Raw genomic sequence first — 17,230 nt, 5'->3', positions numbered from 1 at the left:
GAGGTATTTTTATATGTTAAAACCATTACACGATAACGTCATTTTGAAGAAAGAAAAGGCAGAAAAGGAAACAACAACTGCCAGCGGAATTATTCTGACAGACAATTCCAAAAATGTTCCAAGCTATGCAACAGTTGTAGCCATCGGGCCTGACAGCAAGGCTGATATCAAGGAGAATGATAAGGTGGTTTATAAAGAATACTCCGGTACGAATGTAAAACTGGACGATGAAGAATACATTATTATTGAAGCTGAAGATATTTTAGCTGTATTGGCTTAAAAACATAACAGGAGGTAATAAACATGGCAAAAGAAGTACGTTTTTCAAAAGATGCAAGAACAGCAATGCTGAACGGTGTGAATGTACTGGCAGACGCAGTACGTGTGACACTTGGACCAAAGGGACGTAATGTCGTTTTGGAAAAGGAATACGGTTCTCCGCTGATTACCAATGACGGTGTCAGCATCGCAAAGGAAATCGAACTTGAAGACAAGTTTGAAAACATGGGTGCAAAACTGGTATATGAGGTGGCAAACAAAACCAACGATACTGCTGGTGACGGAACTACAACAGCTACCATTCTGGCTCAGAGCATGATCAGTAACGGTCTTCGTCAGGTGGAAAAGGGAGCAAACCCTGTTCTGATGAGAGAAGGTATTGAATATGCAAGCAAGGAGGTTGCAAAACACATCCTGGAGAAATCCCATAAGGTGGAAACCAGCAATGATATCGCAAGCGTAGCAGCAATTTCCAGCGGAAGCAAGGAAGTTGGTACCATCATCGCTGAATCTATGGAAAAGGTTGGACGTAACGGTGTTATCTCCGTTGATGAATCCAACGGCTTTGATACCGAGCTGGAAATCAGTGAGGGTATGCAGTATGACAAGGGCTATGTATCTCCATATATGGTAAGCGATCATGAAAAAATGCAGGCTGAACTGGAAAATGCATATGTTCTGATCACAGACCAGAAAATCAACAATGTACAGGAAATTCTGCCAGTGCTGGAGCAGGTTGTACAGACAAACAAGCCGCTGCTGCTGGTGGCAGACGATATTGAAAATGAGGTAACCTCTACACTGGTAGTAAATAAACTGCGTGGTACCTTCAATGTTGTAGCTACAAAGGCACCAGGCTTTGGAGACAACCAGAAGGAAATCCTGAAGGATATCGCAATTCTGACAGGTGCTAACTTCTATTCTAAGGATTTAAGCATGGATCTGAAGGAAATGAAGCTGGAGGATTTAGGAACTGTTAAAAAGGTTGTCGTAACAAAGGACAATACTACGATGATCGGCGGAAACGGTGCAAAGGATGCAATCGAGGCACGCGTAAAGGAAATCAGCGCACAGATGGAAAACTGCAAGAGCGATTACGATAAGAAGCGTTATGCAGAGCGTCTTGGTAAGCTGAGCAACGGTGTTGCAATCATCAAGGTTGGGGCAACAACGGAAAGTGAACTGAAGGAAAAGAAGCTGCGTATTGAGGATGCATTGAATGCAACACGTGCTGCTGTCGCAGAAGGTATCGTTATCGGTGGTGGTGCTGCTCTGGTAGAAGCATACATCGCGTTAAAGGATGAACTGAAATCTGATGTAGTGGATGTACAAAAGGGTATCAAGGTAGTTATGGATGCGCTGCTGGCTCCTATCGCACAGATTGCAGAAAATGCAGGCTACAATGCTGAGGAAATCGTTGAGCAGCAGAAGAGCTCCAAAGAAAATATCGGATTTGATGCGAAAAACGGTAACTGGGTGGATATGTTCAAGGAAGGCATCATTGATCCTACTAAGGTTACAAGAAGCGCACTGCTTAATTCTGCAAGCATCTCCGCTCTGTTCCTGACGACAGAAGCCGGTGTTGCAGCTATTAAGGAAAAGGAAGCTCCAATGCCTCCAATGCCTGCAGGGCCAATGTACTAATCAATAAATCATAAAGCTGCTGGGTGAATAACCTGACGGCTTTTTTTATGGTATAGGCTCAGTATATTCTGGAATTTGTGGGGCTGCAACAGATCAATGTACAGCTATTCAGAATAATGTCCATATTCAGCAGCCTCTATAAAAGTCTCCTTATGTAAAAAATACGGTGATTTCCATGTTAAAAAAAAGACGATGCTTTCTTTAGAAAATCTTTTGTTTTTCTTACAGCATTCCTTTAATTCCCTTATATATAATTCCTATAGGGGAAAAAGGAGGTTTTATGGAACAAGAAACAAAAGAAAAGAAGCAGCGTGCTTTTCATCCTTTGCAGGATATCTGCCAACTGTTTCTGTATCTGTATAATGGTTTGAAAAAAGGAATCCGTGTTATCGGCTCCCTGTTTGATTTACTGAAACAAGCAGCGCGTGATCGTATTGAGGATCGTCATAAGCGACAGCTTAACCAGAGAAACAGAAAGGACATGCTGCGTAAGGAGGATGAGCAGGCACAGCAGATCCGTGATATCCTGTTCCCGCGAAATGCCAGAACCGGACAGCATGCGACCATGATTATTTTATTTGCCACCTTTGCGCTGCAGTTGATTTCATTAACAACGACCTATCGTGGTGCGCGGTATTATCTGCTGGATCTTAATCCGCTGGCTCCATTTTTATTCGCCATGGTGGTACAGGTGCTATTGTTTTACTTTAGTAAGCAGGCCGGGCAGCATGCGCATATGAAGCCGACCAGATATATGATCTTTCTGGTGATTGTGTGTATATCCGTGCTTACATCCTATGTCGGTATTATAAACAATACGATATCGCCATTAAATGATTATAAAAATCAATATAAGGAATACCAGAGCAGCTTTACTGCCGCAAAGGAAGAATTAGGCGCTGTATATGGTGACTATGTATCCTATGAGCGTTCGCTGAATTCTTTGCAGAACCAGGCAAAGCAGCTGATCAGTATAACTGATAGCTCTATTGCATCCATACAGAAAAAATCCGGAACCCTGCAATCTATTCAGCCCTCTACCTCAGTTACTACCTCACAGCTGTCTGATGGTGGAACCAGTGTAACACAGACAACAGATCAGAAAGAGTTGTCAAAGGCCTTGGAAAAAATTGCTGATAATGAAGAAAAGGTAGAAAAGCTGAAAGCAGCGATCAAGCAATTACAAGTTGCCGCATCTTCTTCCAATTTGCAGAATATGAAGAAGGAGCTGGATGAGCTGTCTTCCGGAACGCGCAAACAGCCCTCCCAAAAGACCTATACAGAATTTCAGAACCTGACACTTTCCTATAATCATTTGCTGGATACACTGAATTCTTTTCTGAAGGAAGCCGGCGCAGACAGCATGAAGGATCTAAAACCAATGCAGGTGACACTGGATCAGCTTATGCAGATGGTGACACAGTACCAGCAATTTCAAGAGCTAAAGCTTACCGATATACAAACGCTTCAGCAGAAACATAACATTCTCGGTTCCGGCCAGCAGGAGCAGGAAGCTGCAGTAACCAGCCTGCTGCGTGCATTTCTGCCGTTTCAGAATATGCATCAGGAGGAATATCAGAAGTTCCGTATTGATTTGGAGCTGCAAATATCGGACAGCTATTATGCTTTAAAGGACCATGCCAAGGTATTGCAGGCACTGGATGCGAAAACAGTGAATGTCATTATGAAAGCACTGGATACAAGCTATCTGAAAAACCGCTCCTTTACCGATATAACCGTTATTGCCTTCTCACGCTTTACCGAGTCAGAGGCAGCGCGTAATACGGCACTGATCTGCTTTCTGATCGCTTCACTTGTCGATGTTATATCAGCGATTCTGCCGTTTTTCTGGATCAACCGGTATGCTTCAGCTCTGCATGGCAGAAAAAAACACGGCATTGATCCGGAGGAGGAGCTGCTGGAGCAGCTGTATTATGCCGCCGCATCACAGATTCCGGTGCAGGAAAAGGAAGGTATCCGTGAGTATGTATGTGAGGTTCTTTCATATTTGTGTGCGTATACCGGATTGTATCAGGAGGTACCCTATGCCAGGGAGCATGGATATGTCATGATGGCACCTCGCCAGCGTGTGGAGCAGCCTGGATACCATGCTATAAATGCTGTTCTATTAGCACTACATCAGCTTAATACCATATCCGTTCAGGATGTGGAGCAAATGAAAATTCAGTATTACAGCTTTCATGAGGAGGAACGTGAACAGCAGGAGGAGTATGTATATATCATGCGTACAGAGCTGCTTTTATGGCTGCAGCAGCACATGCTTGCGGTATTGCATCAGCAGAAGCTAATGCTGCAAAGCGAAGGGAGGGAACAGGCATGCGATCTTTGAGTATAGCCACACTGCTGCTTGCAGTGAGTGCTGGAATTGTTTTCTTCACACTAAGAAGGCATTCTTTAACGACTACCCGTTTACCGGTTATGCTGCTGTACATATTGGTTGATCTTCCCCTGTATGGCATATTGGTTTATCTGCATGCGGAAACGGCAGAGGATGTTCTGCGTAAGGCGGCACTGGGAACCGGCTTTGTTCTAGGCTGCTTTCTGATCAGCTTCCTTGTTCAAAAGCGAAGGAAGATGTCAATACATAAAGAGGCCGCAGCCGTATCCGTCACAACATCGCTGCAGCTGTTTGCAATCGTGTATACAGGTCTGTCTTTGCTGTATCTGAGCTATGCAAAGGAAAGCACACTGACGATCGATATCTGTCTGTTGATCATGGAGCATTTTCTACTATTTGCGGTGACCTCCAGCCTGATCTGTATGCAATATCACCTGCAGCTGCAAGCTACAGGAAGTGAGGCAAGCCGCAATCTGAACAGCAGTCTTTTACGTATTCGTCAAAAAAAATGAGCATTGCTCATTTTTTTGCATTTAGGAAGCTCTTATCCGCTTCAATCATACAGCTTCCATATTACGGGAATTTCAATTACCTGTTCTCTCTCAGATACTGGAGGATATCCGCCGCATTGTTGGCAGGGCTTGCCTTCTCAAAGGTTTTTATAATGATGCCCTCCTCATCGATCACATAGGTGGAACGCGTCACACCCATATAGGTCTTTCCATACAGCTTATTTTCCTTCCAGACATCATAGGCCTGAATAACCTTTAGCTCAGTATCCGAAAGCAGAAGAAACGGTAATTCATATTTCTCCTTAAATTTCACATGGGAAGCACTGGAATCCTTACTGATTCCAATGACCACGATATCCTCTCGTTTAAATTCATCATAGGCTGCCTTAAATGCGCAGGCCTGCTTTGTGCATCCCGGGGTATTATCCTTAGGATAAAAATACAGCACAACCTTTTTCCCTTTAAAGGAATGTAAGGAAACCGGATTGCCTTGTTCATCCGGTAATGTAAAATCAATAGCTTTGCTGCCAGTTTCCAGCATGTTGATCAACTCCTGTCTTTTCTTTATTCTAGCACGATTTTCATTGTGAAGAAAGTCGAATGCATGGTAAAATATACAGGTATGCGAAAGAGAGGTTGTTCTATGATTAAACTTGTAGCCTGTGATTTGGACGGTACCCTGCTGGATGAAGCCCATCAGCTGCCTTTGCGTAATATTCAGGCGATTCATAACCTTCAACAGGCTGGTATCACGTTTATGGCCGCAACCGGCCGAAATTATCAAAGTGTGGCGCCTATGTTTGAAAAAGAGGGGATTCGCTGTGACTGTCTGCTGTTAAACGGAGCTTTGATAACGGATGCACAGGGAAGACGGCTCTCTCATACGCCGCTGCCATTGGATACCGCTATTGCCGCAATCCATATTCTGGAGAACAGCGGACTGCCTTATCATATGTATACAGACGAGGGAGTTGTCAGCAGCTCACCGGAAAAGGGCAGGGCGATGTTTATGCAGCATATGCGTAAGCAGGGCATGCGGGATGATGAAATATCCAGGCTTATGGAGGAATCCTCCTTTGGAAGCTATGACAGAGAAATTGAAGATGTCTTTCGTTATCTGCAGGAGAAGCCTATCTTATATAAACTGGAAGCCTTTGGGGACGATAGACAGCAGCTGCATTTTGTGCGTACACAGCTGCAAGCACTCAAGCATACTGCTGTCACCAATTCCATTGCGGATAATATCGAAATCACAGCCGCCCATGCACAAAAGGGGCTGGCACTGAAAAAGCTGTGTGAAGAACAGGGCTTGCATCCGGATGAAGTTATGGTATTTGGAGACAGCCTGAACGACCTTTCTATGATGCAGGAATTCCGCTACAGCTTTGCGATGGCAAATGCAGCGGATATCATAAAAGAAGCTGCCAATTATCAGACGCGAAGCAATGCTGAACACGGGGTTGCCTATGTGCTGGAGCGCCTTTTGAAAACCGTAGAAGAAAAAAAGGTTTCAAAATTTTAGAAAATAATGTAAAATAAAGCTATATGACTCATGGAAAGGATGTTCGAGTATGAAAAAAGCTACGATTGCGGACGTTGCTGAACTTGCCGGTGTTTCCAAAGCAACCGTATCCCGCTTTCTCAAACAGGAAAATGTACGGGAGGAGATCGCAGAGAGGATACGTGCTGCCATTCAGGAAACCGGTTATGTTGCCAGAGGAAGTAAAGCAAATAAGACAAACGAAAAGACAACGGAGCCAAAGGGCGAAAAATCAAAAACAAATGTAAAAGCAAAACAGAGGAATTACCGCTTCGGTATGCTGGTGAAGGATATCACTTTGCCGCGTACCAGAAATATTATACAGGCATTAAAGGATGTACTCAGAGAACAAAATATTACGTTTTCCATCTGCATAACGGATGGAGTGGAGGAGCTTGAGGAGAAATATCTCACCTCTTATATCGTCCAAAATGTAAACGGGATTCTGGTTGAGAGCTGTTCCAGTACGGAATTTATCCAGAAGCAGATGCGGACAACCTCCATACCGGTGCTTTTTCTGCATGAGAAAAAAGAACAGCTGAATAGCTGCTGCTTTCATGAAGTACAGGCTGGTGAGGTTCTGGGGGCGTATATGCTGAAAAAGGAACAGCTGATCGTTCGCTACCTTGGTACTGAGCAGGAGCTGGCAGAACAGCGTCTGCAGGGTATCCGGAATGCTTACCATGAAAAACGGCAGCCGATCGATCTCAAGCTGTGCCTGTGTGATGGAAGCTATGGGGATATCTATGAGAAAATCAAAGAGGTATTTACAGAGAAATTTGATCTCCTTTTGCTGGAACGGGATGAAATGGCTGTACCTTTAACAAAATTCGCAAGAGAATATCATATCGCCATACCGCAGAATACATCCGTAATCAGCTTTGGCGGACATGAGCTATGTACTGTGATGTCACCAACGCTTACGGCACTCGTTTACGATTATGCCGCATATGCCAGTGATATCGTACAGCATATGAATGCCCTGATTGAAAAGACAGCTGTGAAGGAACAGACAGAGGTTTTCTCCGTTAGAGAAGGGGAAAGTGTACGATAGCTGCTGGATGCTTAGTAAGGCATGGAATAAGTGATGTAATAATGAACGGGAATAGGACGCTACTAAACAGCTTTTATAGCAGCAATACTTCTTGTATGCTGTGCGTTATTCCCCAATAGACTGTAAAGCATAACGAACTGATACCTGGTATCAGTTTTTTTACGCATGAATAGTTGCAATTTTCTTTATCCCCATTTACAATAACGATAGAAGCATTGGGGAGTAAATGTGTGAAAGAACATCAAGACGAAATGATTTGAAATACTTTCATAAACATTTATACTCACATAAGGTGAGAGAATGGAGGCATTTATGATAAGGGCTGAGGTAAGATATTTATGTAAATCCTTTGGAAAGCATGAGGTTTTAAAAAATGTGAGCTTTTCTATTCAGGATCATGAGATCGTTGGCTTCATCGGGCCAAACGGCGCTGGGAAATCAACAACGATGAAGTGTATGGCATCCCTGCTGTATCCAAGCAGCGGAACGATTATCATCGAGGGACATGATCTGGCGAAGGAGCGTGAGCTTGCTTTGCAATATGTATCCGCCATGATAGAAGCACCGGGATTGTATCCTACATTGAGCGGTTATGAAAATCTGCAGTATTTCGCAAAGCTGAAGCATGTCGATCAGAAGCGGGTTCAGGAAATAGCGGAGTTCACACGGCTAGGAAAAAATCTCAAAAAACGTGCAGGACAATATTCCATGGGAATGAAGCAGCGTCTCGGTCTGGGAATCGCATTGCTGGGGCATCCGAAATTTCTGATTCTGGATGAGCCTACAAACGGACTGGATCCCCGGGGGATTATGGAGCTTCGGCAGGAGCTTCGCCAGCTTGCGGATGAGGAGGATGTGGCGATCCTGATTTCCTCGCATCAGCTTGGGGAGATTGAAAAGGTGGCAGACCGTATCATCTGTATTAACCAGGGAGAAATCGTGGAAACACCATCAGCTGTACACAATGCGTATGTGTATACCTTTTATGTGCATGAACAGGATCTTGAGACTGCCTTATCCATACCGGTCGAGGAAGCAAGGCTGCAGCGCGATGGTCAGGGAGTGAAGGCGATGTTCCGTGATGAGGAAGGAATAAACATCTATCTGAAAAAGCTGATAGAGCGTGACATACAGGTGCTCGATATTGTCAAAGAGGATGTTGACATTGAAGCCATTTACCGGGAAGTGTATGGTGATGCGGCGTGAAGGATATGATTCTGGCTGAACTGCGAAGAAGCTGGAAGGGACGCCGTATTCTGGCAGCCTTTGCGGCCTTTCTATGCTTTTTCTCGGTTGTTTATGCACTTTCTTTGCAGAAGGCAAAAAGCTATGAGGACGATTTGATCATACAGCTGCATAATCAGAATACGATTATCGGCACGCGCTGTGGTGATCTGATGCATGAGCTGCAATTTACACCAAACAATCAGGAAACACCGGGACAAAGAGAAGAAGCATACGGCTGGTGTGAAATCAATGATAATCTGTACAGCTGGACACTAATGCGGCAGGCATCCGAGTATTATGACTGGCAGAATATCAATGCATATGCAATCGGACGTGCAGAAAGCCTTCTTTCGATGATGGATCATGGCTTTTATCATGATGAATTAAAGGATTACGGTATTACAAGAAAATCACTGGAAACAGACAGGGACTTTTACCGCTACTTCCAGGAACAAAATATTCCGCCTTATACGACACCGTATGAGCCTAATCTATTGAATTTTCTTTTACAAATCTTCCAGCAGGATACCATGCTTTTGCTTATGGTGGTGGTTATGCTACTTATGGCGGATCAAATCTGCCATGATTATGAAAGCGGCGCATTTAAAACGATTTACAGTCAGCCCATCGCAAGGGAGAAGCTTATGATCGCAAAGGTCATATCCGCAACCATTGTGATCCTGGTTGCTTTTCTGGCAGCACTCGCTCTGTTTTCCATCCTGCCGCTGACTACGTATGGAATGGGCAGCAGTGCGTATCCATATGTTGTGCATACCTATGATGTGATGCCATGGTCCGGGCTGATGGTGAGAGTTATACCCTTTACCTTCCTTGTCCTTGTATTTTATATGATGGTTGCCGCTTTGCTTGCCTCCTGGCAGAAAACGATATCCAATACGATGCTGTGCGCAGGCTCTGTGCTAATTCTGATTTATTTTCTCATCCGGATTTTCGGCTCCTCTTTGCCGTTGTTTTCCTGGGTCCCATTCTTTTACATGGCTCCGATAGAAATCGTGACACATGATTTTGCGCTTGACCTGCTTCCGTGCACGGCTTTGTGTATTGCCGGTATTCTGCTGTTCTTTATCCTAAATATCATAGTTGTGAAAAGGAAGGATCTGGAAGGAGGTACACGATGATGCTGGAAATAAAAAAGCTGCTGCGAAAGCGTAAGCTATGGATTGCTATGCTGTGTGTGCTGCTCTGCGGTATTCTGACTGCTGTGGATTTGAATGAAAAAGCAGCTCTGGAGCACAGAGATTTGTATGTAAATGCTCTGGAAGCAGAAAACAAGGTTAAAAATCAACTGTTTTTGTTAATGTCCGATGAAACAGCCGGGTATTTTACAACGCTGAGCAAAAAGAGTGAGGAATTGAAGGCTGCGATTCAAAAAAAGGACTGGAAGAATGTGAATAAAAGCTTTGCCGAAGTGAATCTTCTGCAGGCACGGCGCGTATCCGCACTGTATAAAACACGAAATTATGATTTATATTACCATGATTACATAACACAGGAGGATACACTGCAGACCTTACGCAAGGAACGCGGTTTGCCGGAGTTCACAGACAGCGAGATTGCAGCGGATTGGGCCAATGAGTTTATGATGGGGGATGAAACGCAGATGTTTCCTTATTATCAGTTTACCGCACGCTTTTATGATCAGCTCGAGAAGCAGCATATTGATACCCTCACCTACTCTACAACGGATAGCTCCACACTGATCGTACAGTTTATCCGCAGTCTGTTTCCTATTCTTCCGGTTATTCTGATAACCCTTCTGTGCTTTGATACGATCCATGAGGATAAGGACAGCGGTGTGCTCAAGACGCTGCTGTCACAGCCACGCAAGCGTATTCACTATCTGCATCAGAAAATGCGCAGCAATATGGCTGCTCTTACTGCGATCTTTCTCGTACCCCTGCTTTTGCTTTCGTTATGCTTCGCAATGTTTGATCATTATGACCGCGTGCAGGCCCCGGTGTTAACCAATGTGCATGGTCTGACATCGCTGGAACAAATGGAAAATACTCTGACGGAAACGGAGGAAAATAATGCGATGACGTATACGCTTGGCATTACCCGTTATTTCTCTATACCTTATCATGTGCAGAGTCCAAATACGAAGTTTGATCTTATGCCGATGTGGCAGTTTACAGGATATGTGATCGTGATGGCATTACTCGTGATTGCCTTCTGCATGCTGCTGAATCTGCTATTCAATGTCATCTGCCAAAATAAGATGGTATCGCTGGTTCTGACGCTTGCCATATTACTGCTGGGTATGGGAATCGCACAGCCGCAAAACATGGAGGCATGGTTTGCCTGGCTACCATTTACCTATTTTAATCCGGTGGAAATTCTTAGCGGCTATTCCTCCTATACGTATCTGCATGGCATCCTAACCTTAACGCTTTCCTGCAGCTTGCTGTATGTCATAACTCGCTGGATATTTCAGAGAAAGGATGCGGCATGAGGACTTGCATAAGGGGACAGCAGGCATATTGTTTTGATGGGGTTGGTGCATAATATAAAAAAACATGCAGCTTCTATTACGGATTCATTCTCACTTAAAAAGGAAGGAGCATAAGACACAAAAGGATGGGTATGCATAAGCTTTTTGTATTTCATGCTTCTCATATTCCCAAAGATGGGAAAAAGTCTCTGACAATTCATGCTTTCTTAAAAATATAAACCTAAAAAAGATGCAAGTATCATCCTGCATCTTTTCGTTTTTGTATGCAAACAAGATATAGGGCATACATATGATTCGCTTATTCACCATAAGAGAAGAAACCCTGCGTTCGGGTATTCTGTAGAACTTAGCCTTACACCGATAGTATGGTGTGCTTTCTCTTCAGCGCCTCATATTTGTCCTTTGCAATGCTTCGATAAATTTCTTCCCCGCGGCTTTCCCACATCATCATGGCCCAGTTACACCACAGCAGGTTTTGAAAGCTTTCCCAGATATCCAGCTGATGGCGCAGAGTGTCATCCAGTTTATCAAAATATACCGCATAGAAGCGTTCCCGTAAAGCAGGGTCTTCGATCTGGTTTTCACTCAGAAAAGACATGACATCAAACAGCGGGTCATTGTTTGCGGCATACTCATAATCGATCAGATAGGTTTTATCCTTTGTGAACAGGATATTCCCATCCACCCAGTCATTGTGACAGAGGATTTTGGGATTGTGCAGTTGGGATACCGCCTGCACCACATCCTCATATGGCTGAAGGTCATAGAGCGGCTGCCGGACACGGCTTTGATATTGCTGCAGTAGACGGACTGGCTCAAAATCCGCATCCACCTGTTTGTTCAACTGGTGAAATCGTTTCATTAAAGCTGCGGTTTTTTCAATTTTGAGCGGGTCTTCACATTCGCTGTAGGTTTTCGCATCCGCCAGATAGCGCGTTACCTTATATCCGCTTGCTTCATCGTAGTAAATTGTTTCCACATCAATATCGTGTGCCTGTATCGCTTCCAGTGCCATCGTTTCATGATGACGGTTCACAATATGTTCACTATCTGCGCGGGGAATCCGCAGCACATAGGTTTCCTGATTCATGTTCAGAAGGAAGTTCTGATTTGTCAGACCCTTATGCATATCGGTTATGGTAATGTCCGGGTCAAAAAACAGAGTATCCAGAAAATCCATTGCTTTCATTCATATCACCTGTTTAATCATAGCATATTTACGTAAAATTTGTTAGAATAAATAGCGAGAAGGTGAAGAAGTGAAAAAAGTTCTGCTGACGACATGCAATGCCAAATACATACATAAGAATCTGGCACTGCGCTGGTTATACACGACCTGTCCGCACAGGGAGCGTGTCACAATACGTGAATACACGATCAAGGAACGGGAAGAACAGATTGCAAGCGATATTCTGTCTATGGAGGTGGATGTCGTATGCTTTAGCTGCTATATATGGAATATCCAGCCGATCAAAACAATTATCCAGCTTTTAAAGCAGCACGATCCCCGGCTGCATATCGTTGTGGGCGGCCCGGAGGTCAGCTACGAATCCTATCGTCTGCTGGATGAGGGCGTGGACGCCATCAGTATCGGAGAAGGGGAACAGAGCATCTGGGAATACATCACCATGCTGGAAGAGGGGCAGCCTCATGAGGTTGCCGGAATATATACAAAGCAGTTTCCGAATACGGAATATCAAAGGTGCGATCTGTCGTGGCTGGAAGGCTTTGACAATCCGTATTTTATGGAAATGGATCAGCAAGCTATGGGAAGGCAGTATTTCTATCTGGAAACAAGCAGGGGCTGTCCATACGGCTGTACCTACTGTCTGTCCTCCGCCGACCGTAAGGTACGTATGTTTTCCATGGACTATATTATGGGCATTCTCAGGCAGTTAAAGGACAGCGATGTAAAGCAGGTCAAGCTGCTGGATCGCACGTTTAATTCCAATCCTGCGCGGGCCTTGAAAATTGCACGCTATATGAATGAACATTGCCTTCATCAGACGTTCCAATTTGAAATCGTAGCGGAAACGCTGAGTGAGGAGCTGTTGCGATTTTTTTGCGAGGAGGCGGATACCAGTCGTTTCCGTTTTGAAATCGGTGTGCAGTCCTTCAATACAAAAACACTGGAATCTGTTGGAAGGATACAAAATAATGAACGCTTGAAGGAAGTAATTGCACGGCTGAAAGCAAGCGGCTGCATCATGCATGTGGATTTGATTGCAGGCCTGCCTTATGAGGATATAGCTTCCTTTCAGACCTCGTTTGATACCCTGTTTTCACTACAGGCAAGTGAGGTGCAGTTGGGCATCTTAAAGCTGTTGAAGGGAACAGAGCTTCGAAGGCAGAAGGAAAGCTATCATTTTATCTTTCAGGATACGGCACCCTATGACGTGACTGCCAGCGCATGGCTGACAAAGGAAGAAATGAAGCGGATTCATACATGTGCTCATGCTGTAGAAAAATTCTGGAACAGCGCTGTCTGCCGTTATGTGATAACGGTGATATTACAGCTGCACTGGTATGACAGTGCCTTTGCCTTATTCATGGAGCTTGGACAGGAATACGAAAAGCTGCCCCGTCCCTATCAGCCCTATGAGCTGTTTCGCTGCTTTTATCCACTATTACGAAACCAAAATGAGCACTTTGTCGATGCGATTTTGTTAACACAGTATTATCGCGGTTTCCGTCAAAAGCCGCATCGCTTTACAAAATCCCGGATATCTCTGGAACAGAAAAAGAAGCTGCTATTTTTTGCACTTAAACAGGGAATTGCCAATCAGGATACGCTGTTTCGCTATGGTGTTGTGGATATCGGCTATGATGGGGAAGAGGGATATCAGCTGGTGCTGTACAATCGTCACCAGCAATACCCTAAGCAGTGGTTTATCAATAAAGAAGTGACAACAATCAAGGAGATGACGATATGAAACAAATAATGCTGGCAACCGCCAATGCACACAAGGCGGAGGAATTTGCGGCAATGCTGAAGCCATTGGGATATACAGTAAAAACCCTGCTCGATCTGGAGGAGGCTATTGAGATTGAGGAAACAGGTACGAGCTTTGAAGAAAACGCACTGATTAAGGCAAGAGTGATTCATGAGCGTCTGGGCATTGAGGTGATTGCGGATGACAGTGGACTTGCGGTCAATGCACTGAATGGTGCTCCCGGTATCTACTCGGCACGCTTCATGGGACGCGATACCTCCTATGAAGTAAAAAATCAATATATCATAGACCAGTGTAAGGATGTGAATGATCGAGGCTGTCAATTCGTCTGTGCGATTGCCTATGTGACAGCGGATGGCAGGGAATATGTGTTTACAGGTGTCGTAGAGGGTCTTGTCGCAGAGCATATAGAGGGAGAGGGAGGCTTTGGCTATGATCCGATGTTCTATTACCCACCCTATAAAACCACACTTGCCAATGTGAGTGAGGAACAAAAAAACAAGGTATCTCACCGCGGCCGAGCCCTGGCAAAGCTGATAGCTTTTATGGAAATGGAGAATTGATATGCTGCATCTGGTATTATATGAACCGGAAATCCCGCAGAATACCGGCAACATGATGCGTACCTGTATGGCGACCAATACCCGTCTGCATTTAATCAAACCACTAGGCTTTTCACTGGATGAACAGCATTTGAAAAGAGCCGGTATGGATTATGTGAAGGAGCTGGATTATACCGTTTATGAAAACTGGGAGGATTTCACATCCCAACATCCCAGTGACAATTATTACTATATGACCCGTTATGGAAAAAAGGCACCATCGCAGTTTGATTTTACTGCGTGTAAAGGCGATATTTATTTTATTCTCGGTAAAGAAAGTACCGGAATACCCAAAGAGCTGCTGTCCAGACAGCTGGATCGCTGCATGCGTCTGCCAATGGTTGCCAATGCCCGCTCTTTAAATCTCAGCAACTGCGCGGCTATCATTTTGTATGAGGCGCTGCGGCAGCTTGACTATCCCGGCTTATCCAATGTTGAGGTCATCAAGGGAGAGGACTGGCTGACACAATGATAGAACTGCTGGACCGCTTTGTCGATACCAGAGCGAAGCGCCGCCATCTTCTTTATTTGCTTACCCTTACAGCGCTTATTCTGCTTTTGCTGCCATATCTGTTTCTGGGGGCGCGTTTATTGCAGCTAACGGATTATCCATCGGTATTCGCATTGTTAAAGGAACCGCTGATTTCCTCAACCTATGTATCCCGCATAATTCTGGATACCATATCCACAGCCACCTTTTCCTTTTCAAAGGCAGCCGGTATCCTGTTAAAGGAGCTGCGTCCCTTTGAGGTAATTACCTTTCTGCTCGTTTTACTTGTTTTTCCCGCAGTGGAGAAAAAACGCAGCACGACGGTACTTTTGCTTGCCATACTGCTTGGCGCATGCGGTATATTCTACTGTACCTGGCGGGGGCTTTCCAGTACCTCTCTTTTACAGGCGGTGGTCTATATCCGTCTGATCGGAGGAATCCTTTGTGCAGTGGGCATATTGCTTCTGGTATTTCTTATATTCTATTTTGTGAAACAGCTTCAGGGCTATTGTCTGGCATTGCAAATGCAGGTGGAGGAGATGGAAGAAAATGAGTGAGAAACGTGTGATGATAAAAACAAGGCGGCTGATTCTGCAGCCCTTTACAGAAGCGGATCAGGATGCTATGGAACAGCTGTTATGCAATGAAAAAATAAAGGAAACCTTCATGCTGCCGGATTTCACCTCTCCTGATGAGGTGGCACGGCTGTTTGATAAATTTATGGAATGGTCACAGGATGACAGCCGCTATGAGCGTGGTATTTATCTGGAACACAAGCTGATTGGCTTTGTAAATACCGTGGAAATCGTAGAAGATACCATTGAGCTTGGGTATGTTATACATCCCGATTATCATTCTTGCGGATATGCGAGTGAGGCTTTACGTGCAGTCATTGCGGATTTGTTTGCGAAGGGCTATCATACGGTATGCGGGGGAGCCTTTCAGGAAAATATTGCAAGCTGCCGGGTTATGGAAGCATGCGGTATGAAGCGAATATCGCGCACAGTCGATGTGGAATATCGGGGAAGTGTACATCCTTGTGTTTACTATGCAATCAAGCAATAAAAAAGAACATGTGCATTTGCCGTAATTGGCACACATGTTCTTTCTTTTTTTCGCTTCTTAGAACTCTTTCAGGTTACGCAGGTTTGTAGATTCGTCTCCGTCGTTGATTCCGCGGATATGACGAGCGCCATCACGTCCTGTGAATGGAAGTGCGTTTTCGATCATACCCTGTTCAACAGCCTCTAAAGCCTGTTCGTAATCGTACGTCTTTCCGTTGTCATCCTTGAACTCGCTCAATGTACCATCACTGTTACGACGAGCTGCAACGAAACGTGTCTTTTTGCTTGTTTTTTCTTTTTTCATTTTTTCTTACCTCCTGACATTATTGTGAACACCAATCGCATATTTATACATAGGAGGGATACTGTGAATTTCTGGAAATTACAAATGAATGATCGAAATTTTTTACTCACAAGTGCAAGAAGGGAGCACATGAGTGATGTGACATTATGCAGCGAACAGATGCAGCATACCAGGCAGCAAAGCTTTGAGGGGAGGATCGTAGGGGAGGATATCCGGTTTCAGATCGTTGAGGATCAGAATTCGGCTTCCACAACGTGTACGCTGGAGGCGATGTGCTGTCTGGGCTACTGGTATATGAAGCAGTTTGAACGGGATACCTGTCATATTCGGATTGATGAACAAACCTGCCGTATGAAATGCTTTCGCAATCTTGTGACACTGGAAATCCGTGAGCATGCGTATCGTATGCCAGAAGCGTATGAAATACAGGATGCCATGCATTTCAGTACAACGGATAATTCAGAGGCCCTGATTCCGGTTTATTGCAAGGCATATCATGAGGAGCTTCTGCACAAAATAGCAATCGGTGCATCCCGGGGCGGAAAAAGTCTTTTGCGCTGGTCGAATAACAATATCTATCTTTCTGCACCCGTATATATGGATTATGAGGGCTTTGTCAGAAAATGTGATGAAAATGGCTGAGGATATCGTAAGAATATAGTCGTTTCCATTGAATTTTTCCAATTTTCGTTTATAATATTGACTATGGTGAAGAGTCTTTCAACCAT

18 protein-coding genes are annotated in these 17,230 nt (G+C 44.5%); 15 read left to right on the top strand and 3 right to left on the bottom strand.

The window, feature by feature from the left end; all coding sequences use genetic code 11:
* Positions 1–13: 13 nt before the first annotated feature.
* The 4 genes from GKZ87_12675 to GKZ87_12660 all read left to right on the top strand — a co-directional run bounded on the left by GKZ87_12675 (position 14) and on the right by GKZ87_12660 (position 4,794).
* Positions 14–280 (top strand): co-chaperone GroES, encoded by a 267-nt coding sequence (locus GKZ87_12675; GenBank protein ID QSI26285.1) that lies wholly within the window; start codon positions 14–16, stop codon positions 278–280.
* A 23-nt stretch (positions 281–303) separates the two neighbouring features.
* A complete protein-coding gene (gene groL, locus GKZ87_12670) occupies positions 304–1,923 on the top strand; it encodes a chaperonin GroEL (protein ID QSI26284.1) in 1,620 nt (539 codons plus the stop codon).
* A gap of 280 nt (positions 1,924–2,203) precedes the next feature.
* Positions 2,204–4,273: a hypothetical protein gene (locus GKZ87_12665; protein QSI26283.1), complete on the top strand. Its 2,070-nt coding sequence runs from the start codon at positions 2,204–2,206 to the stop codon at positions 4,271–4,273.
* Positions 4,261–4,794 carry a hypothetical protein gene (locus GKZ87_12660; protein QSI26282.1) on the top strand — a complete coding sequence of 178 codons (534 nt, stop codon included), beginning with the start codon at positions 4,261–4,263 and terminating at the stop codon, positions 4,792–4,794. The genes GKZ87_12665 and GKZ87_12660 overlap by 13 nt, the downstream gene beginning before the upstream one ends.
* Before the next feature lie 76 nt (positions 4,795–4,870).
* Here the strand turns inward: GKZ87_12660 and GKZ87_12655 are convergent, their stop codons facing one another.
* Positions 4,871–5,335: a thioredoxin-dependent thiol peroxidase gene (locus GKZ87_12655; protein QSI26281.1), complete on the bottom strand. Its 465-nt coding sequence runs from the start codon at positions 5,333–5,335 to the stop codon at positions 4,871–4,873.
* Positions 5,336–5,437: 102 nt separating this feature from the next.
* Between GKZ87_12655 and GKZ87_12650 the strand changes: the two genes are divergently transcribed.
* From GKZ87_12650 to GKZ87_12630, 5 genes are all read left to right on the top strand, one after another.
* Positions 5,438–6,316 (top strand): Cof-type HAD-IIB family hydrolase, encoded by an 879-nt coding sequence (locus tag GKZ87_12650; protein QSI26280.1) that lies wholly within the window; start codon positions 5,438–5,440, stop codon positions 6,314–6,316.
* A gap of 49 nt (positions 6,317–6,365) precedes the next feature.
* Positions 6,366–7,388 carry a LacI family DNA-binding transcriptional regulator gene (locus tag GKZ87_12645; GenBank protein QSI26279.1) on the top strand — a complete coding sequence of 341 codons (1,023 nt, stop codon included), beginning with the start codon at positions 6,366–6,368 and terminating at the stop codon, positions 7,386–7,388.
* A gap of 312 nt (positions 7,389–7,700) precedes the next feature.
* Positions 7,701–8,594, top strand: coding sequence for an ATP-binding cassette domain-containing protein (locus GKZ87_12640; GenBank protein QSI26278.1), 894 nt, complete (start codon positions 7,701–7,703; stop codon positions 8,592–8,594).
* Positions 8,591–9,754 (top strand): ABC transporter permease subunit, encoded by a 1,164-nt coding sequence (locus GKZ87_12635; protein ID QSI26277.1) that lies wholly within the window; start codon positions 8,591–8,593, stop codon positions 9,752–9,754. Before GKZ87_12640 ends, GKZ87_12635 begins: the two co-directional genes overlap by 4 nt.
* Entirely contained in the window at positions 9,754–11,088 is a 1,335-nt protein-coding gene (locus GKZ87_12630) for an ABC transporter permease subunit (GenBank protein QSI27956.1), read from the top strand. The genes GKZ87_12635 and GKZ87_12630 overlap by 1 nt, the downstream gene beginning before the upstream one ends.
* A 352-nt stretch (positions 11,089–11,440) precedes the next feature.
* Here GKZ87_12630 and GKZ87_12625 read toward each other — a convergent pair whose 3' ends face one another.
* Positions 11,441–12,277 (bottom strand): phosphotransferase, encoded by an 837-nt coding sequence (locus GKZ87_12625; GenBank protein QSI26276.1) that lies wholly within the window; start codon positions 12,275–12,277, stop codon positions 11,441–11,443.
* 70 nt (positions 12,278–12,347) lie between these two features.
* On the opposite strand from GKZ87_12625, the gene GKZ87_12620 reads away from it, so the two are divergent.
* From GKZ87_12620 to GKZ87_12600, 5 genes are read left to right on the top strand one after another with little or no spacing between them, the layout of a single operon-like run.
* Entirely contained in the window at positions 12,348–14,021 is a 1,674-nt protein-coding gene (locus GKZ87_12620; protein QSI26275.1) for a DUF4080 domain-containing protein, read from the top strand.
* The gene (rdgB, locus tag GKZ87_12615; protein QSI26274.1) at positions 14,018–14,605 is read left to right on the top strand and encodes an RdgB/HAM1 family non-canonical purine NTP pyrophosphatase; all 588 of its coding nucleotides are present in this window, start codon (positions 14,018–14,020) and stop codon (positions 14,603–14,605) included. Before GKZ87_12620 ends, rdgB begins: the two co-directional genes overlap by 4 nt.
* A gap of 1 nt (position 14,606) precedes the next feature.
* Positions 14,607–15,116: a tRNA (cytidine(34)-2'-O)-methyltransferase gene (locus tag GKZ87_12610; protein ID QSI26273.1), complete on the top strand. Its 510-nt coding sequence runs from the start codon at positions 14,607–14,609 to the stop codon at positions 15,114–15,116.
* Entirely contained in the window at positions 15,113–15,691 is a 579-nt protein-coding gene (locus GKZ87_12605) for a hypothetical protein (GenBank protein ID QSI26272.1), read from the top strand. Before GKZ87_12610 ends, GKZ87_12605 begins: the two co-directional genes overlap by 4 nt.
* A gap of 10 nt (positions 15,692–15,701) precedes the next feature.
* Entirely contained in the window at positions 15,702–16,199 is a 498-nt protein-coding gene (locus GKZ87_12600; GenBank protein QSI27955.1) for a GNAT family N-acetyltransferase, read from the top strand.
* A 57-nt stretch (positions 16,200–16,256) separates the two neighbouring features.
* Here GKZ87_12600 and GKZ87_12595 read toward each other — a convergent pair whose 3' ends face one another.
* The gene (locus tag GKZ87_12595; GenBank protein QSI26271.1) at positions 16,257–16,502 is read right to left on the bottom strand and encodes a DUF3892 domain-containing protein; all 246 of its coding nucleotides are present in this window, start codon (positions 16,500–16,502) and stop codon (positions 16,257–16,259) included.
* 63 nt (positions 16,503–16,565) lie between these two features.
* Between GKZ87_12595 and GKZ87_12590 the strand changes: the two genes are divergently transcribed.
* Positions 16,566–17,144 (top strand): hypothetical protein, encoded by a 579-nt coding sequence (locus GKZ87_12590; GenBank protein ID QSI26270.1) that lies wholly within the window; start codon positions 16,566–16,568, stop codon positions 17,142–17,144.
* Positions 17,145–17,230: the final 86 nt, after the last annotated feature.

It is taken from the genome of Erysipelotrichaceae bacterium 66202529 (assembly GCA_017161075.1).
Lineage (GTDB): Bacteria > Bacillota_I > Bacilli_A > Erysipelotrichales > Erysipelotrichaceae > Clostridium_AQ.
This window is presented reverse-complemented; position numbering and strand designations above follow the sequence as displayed.

Excerpts from the sequence above, each read along its gene's own strand:
- GKZ87_12675 (QSI26285.1), top strand. The coding sequence starts at position 14 with ATGTTAAAACCATTACACGATAACGTCATTTTGAAGAAAGAAAAGGCA.
- groL (QSI26284.1), top strand. The coding sequence starts at position 304 with ATGGCAAAAGAAGTACGTTTTTCAAAAGATGCAAGAACAGCAATGCTG.
- GKZ87_12665 (QSI26283.1), top strand. The coding sequence starts at position 2,204 with ATGGAACAAGAAACAAAAGAAAAGAAGCAGCGTGCTTTTCATCCTTTG.
- GKZ87_12660 (QSI26282.1), top strand. The coding sequence starts at position 4,261 with ATGCGATCTTTGAGTATAGCCACACTGCTGCTTGCAGTGAGTGCTGGA.
- GKZ87_12655 (QSI26281.1), bottom strand. The coding sequence starts at position 5,335 with ATGCTGGAAACTGGCAGCAAAGCTATTGATTTTACATTACCGGATGAA.
- GKZ87_12650 (QSI26280.1), top strand. The coding sequence starts at position 5,438 with ATGATTAAACTTGTAGCCTGTGATTTGGACGGTACCCTGCTGGATGAA.
- GKZ87_12645 (QSI26279.1), top strand. The coding sequence starts at position 6,366 with ATGAAAAAAGCTACGATTGCGGACGTTGCTGAACTTGCCGGTGTTTCC.
- GKZ87_12640 (QSI26278.1), top strand. The coding sequence starts at position 7,701 with ATGATAAGGGCTGAGGTAAGATATTTATGTAAATCCTTTGGAAAGCAT.
- GKZ87_12630 (QSI27956.1), top strand. The coding sequence starts at position 9,754 with ATGCTGGAAATAAAAAAGCTGCTGCGAAAGCGTAAGCTATGGATTGCT.
- GKZ87_12625 (QSI26276.1), bottom strand. The coding sequence starts at position 12,277 with ATGAAAGCAATGGATTTTCTGGATACTCTGTTTTTTGACCCGGACATT.
- rdgB (QSI26274.1), top strand. The coding sequence starts at position 14,018 with ATGAAACAAATAATGCTGGCAACCGCCAATGCACACAAGGCGGAGGAA.
- GKZ87_12610 (QSI26273.1), top strand. The coding sequence starts at position 14,607 with ATGCTGCATCTGGTATTATATGAACCGGAAATCCCGCAGAATACCGGC.
- GKZ87_12605 (QSI26272.1), top strand. The coding sequence starts at position 15,113 with ATGATAGAACTGCTGGACCGCTTTGTCGATACCAGAGCGAAGCGCCGC.
- GKZ87_12600 (QSI27955.1), top strand. The coding sequence starts at position 15,702 with ATGATAAAAACAAGGCGGCTGATTCTGCAGCCCTTTACAGAAGCGGAT.
- GKZ87_12595 (QSI26271.1), bottom strand. The coding sequence starts at position 16,502 with ATGAAAAAAGAAAAAACAAGCAAAAAGACACGTTTCGTTGCAGCTCGT.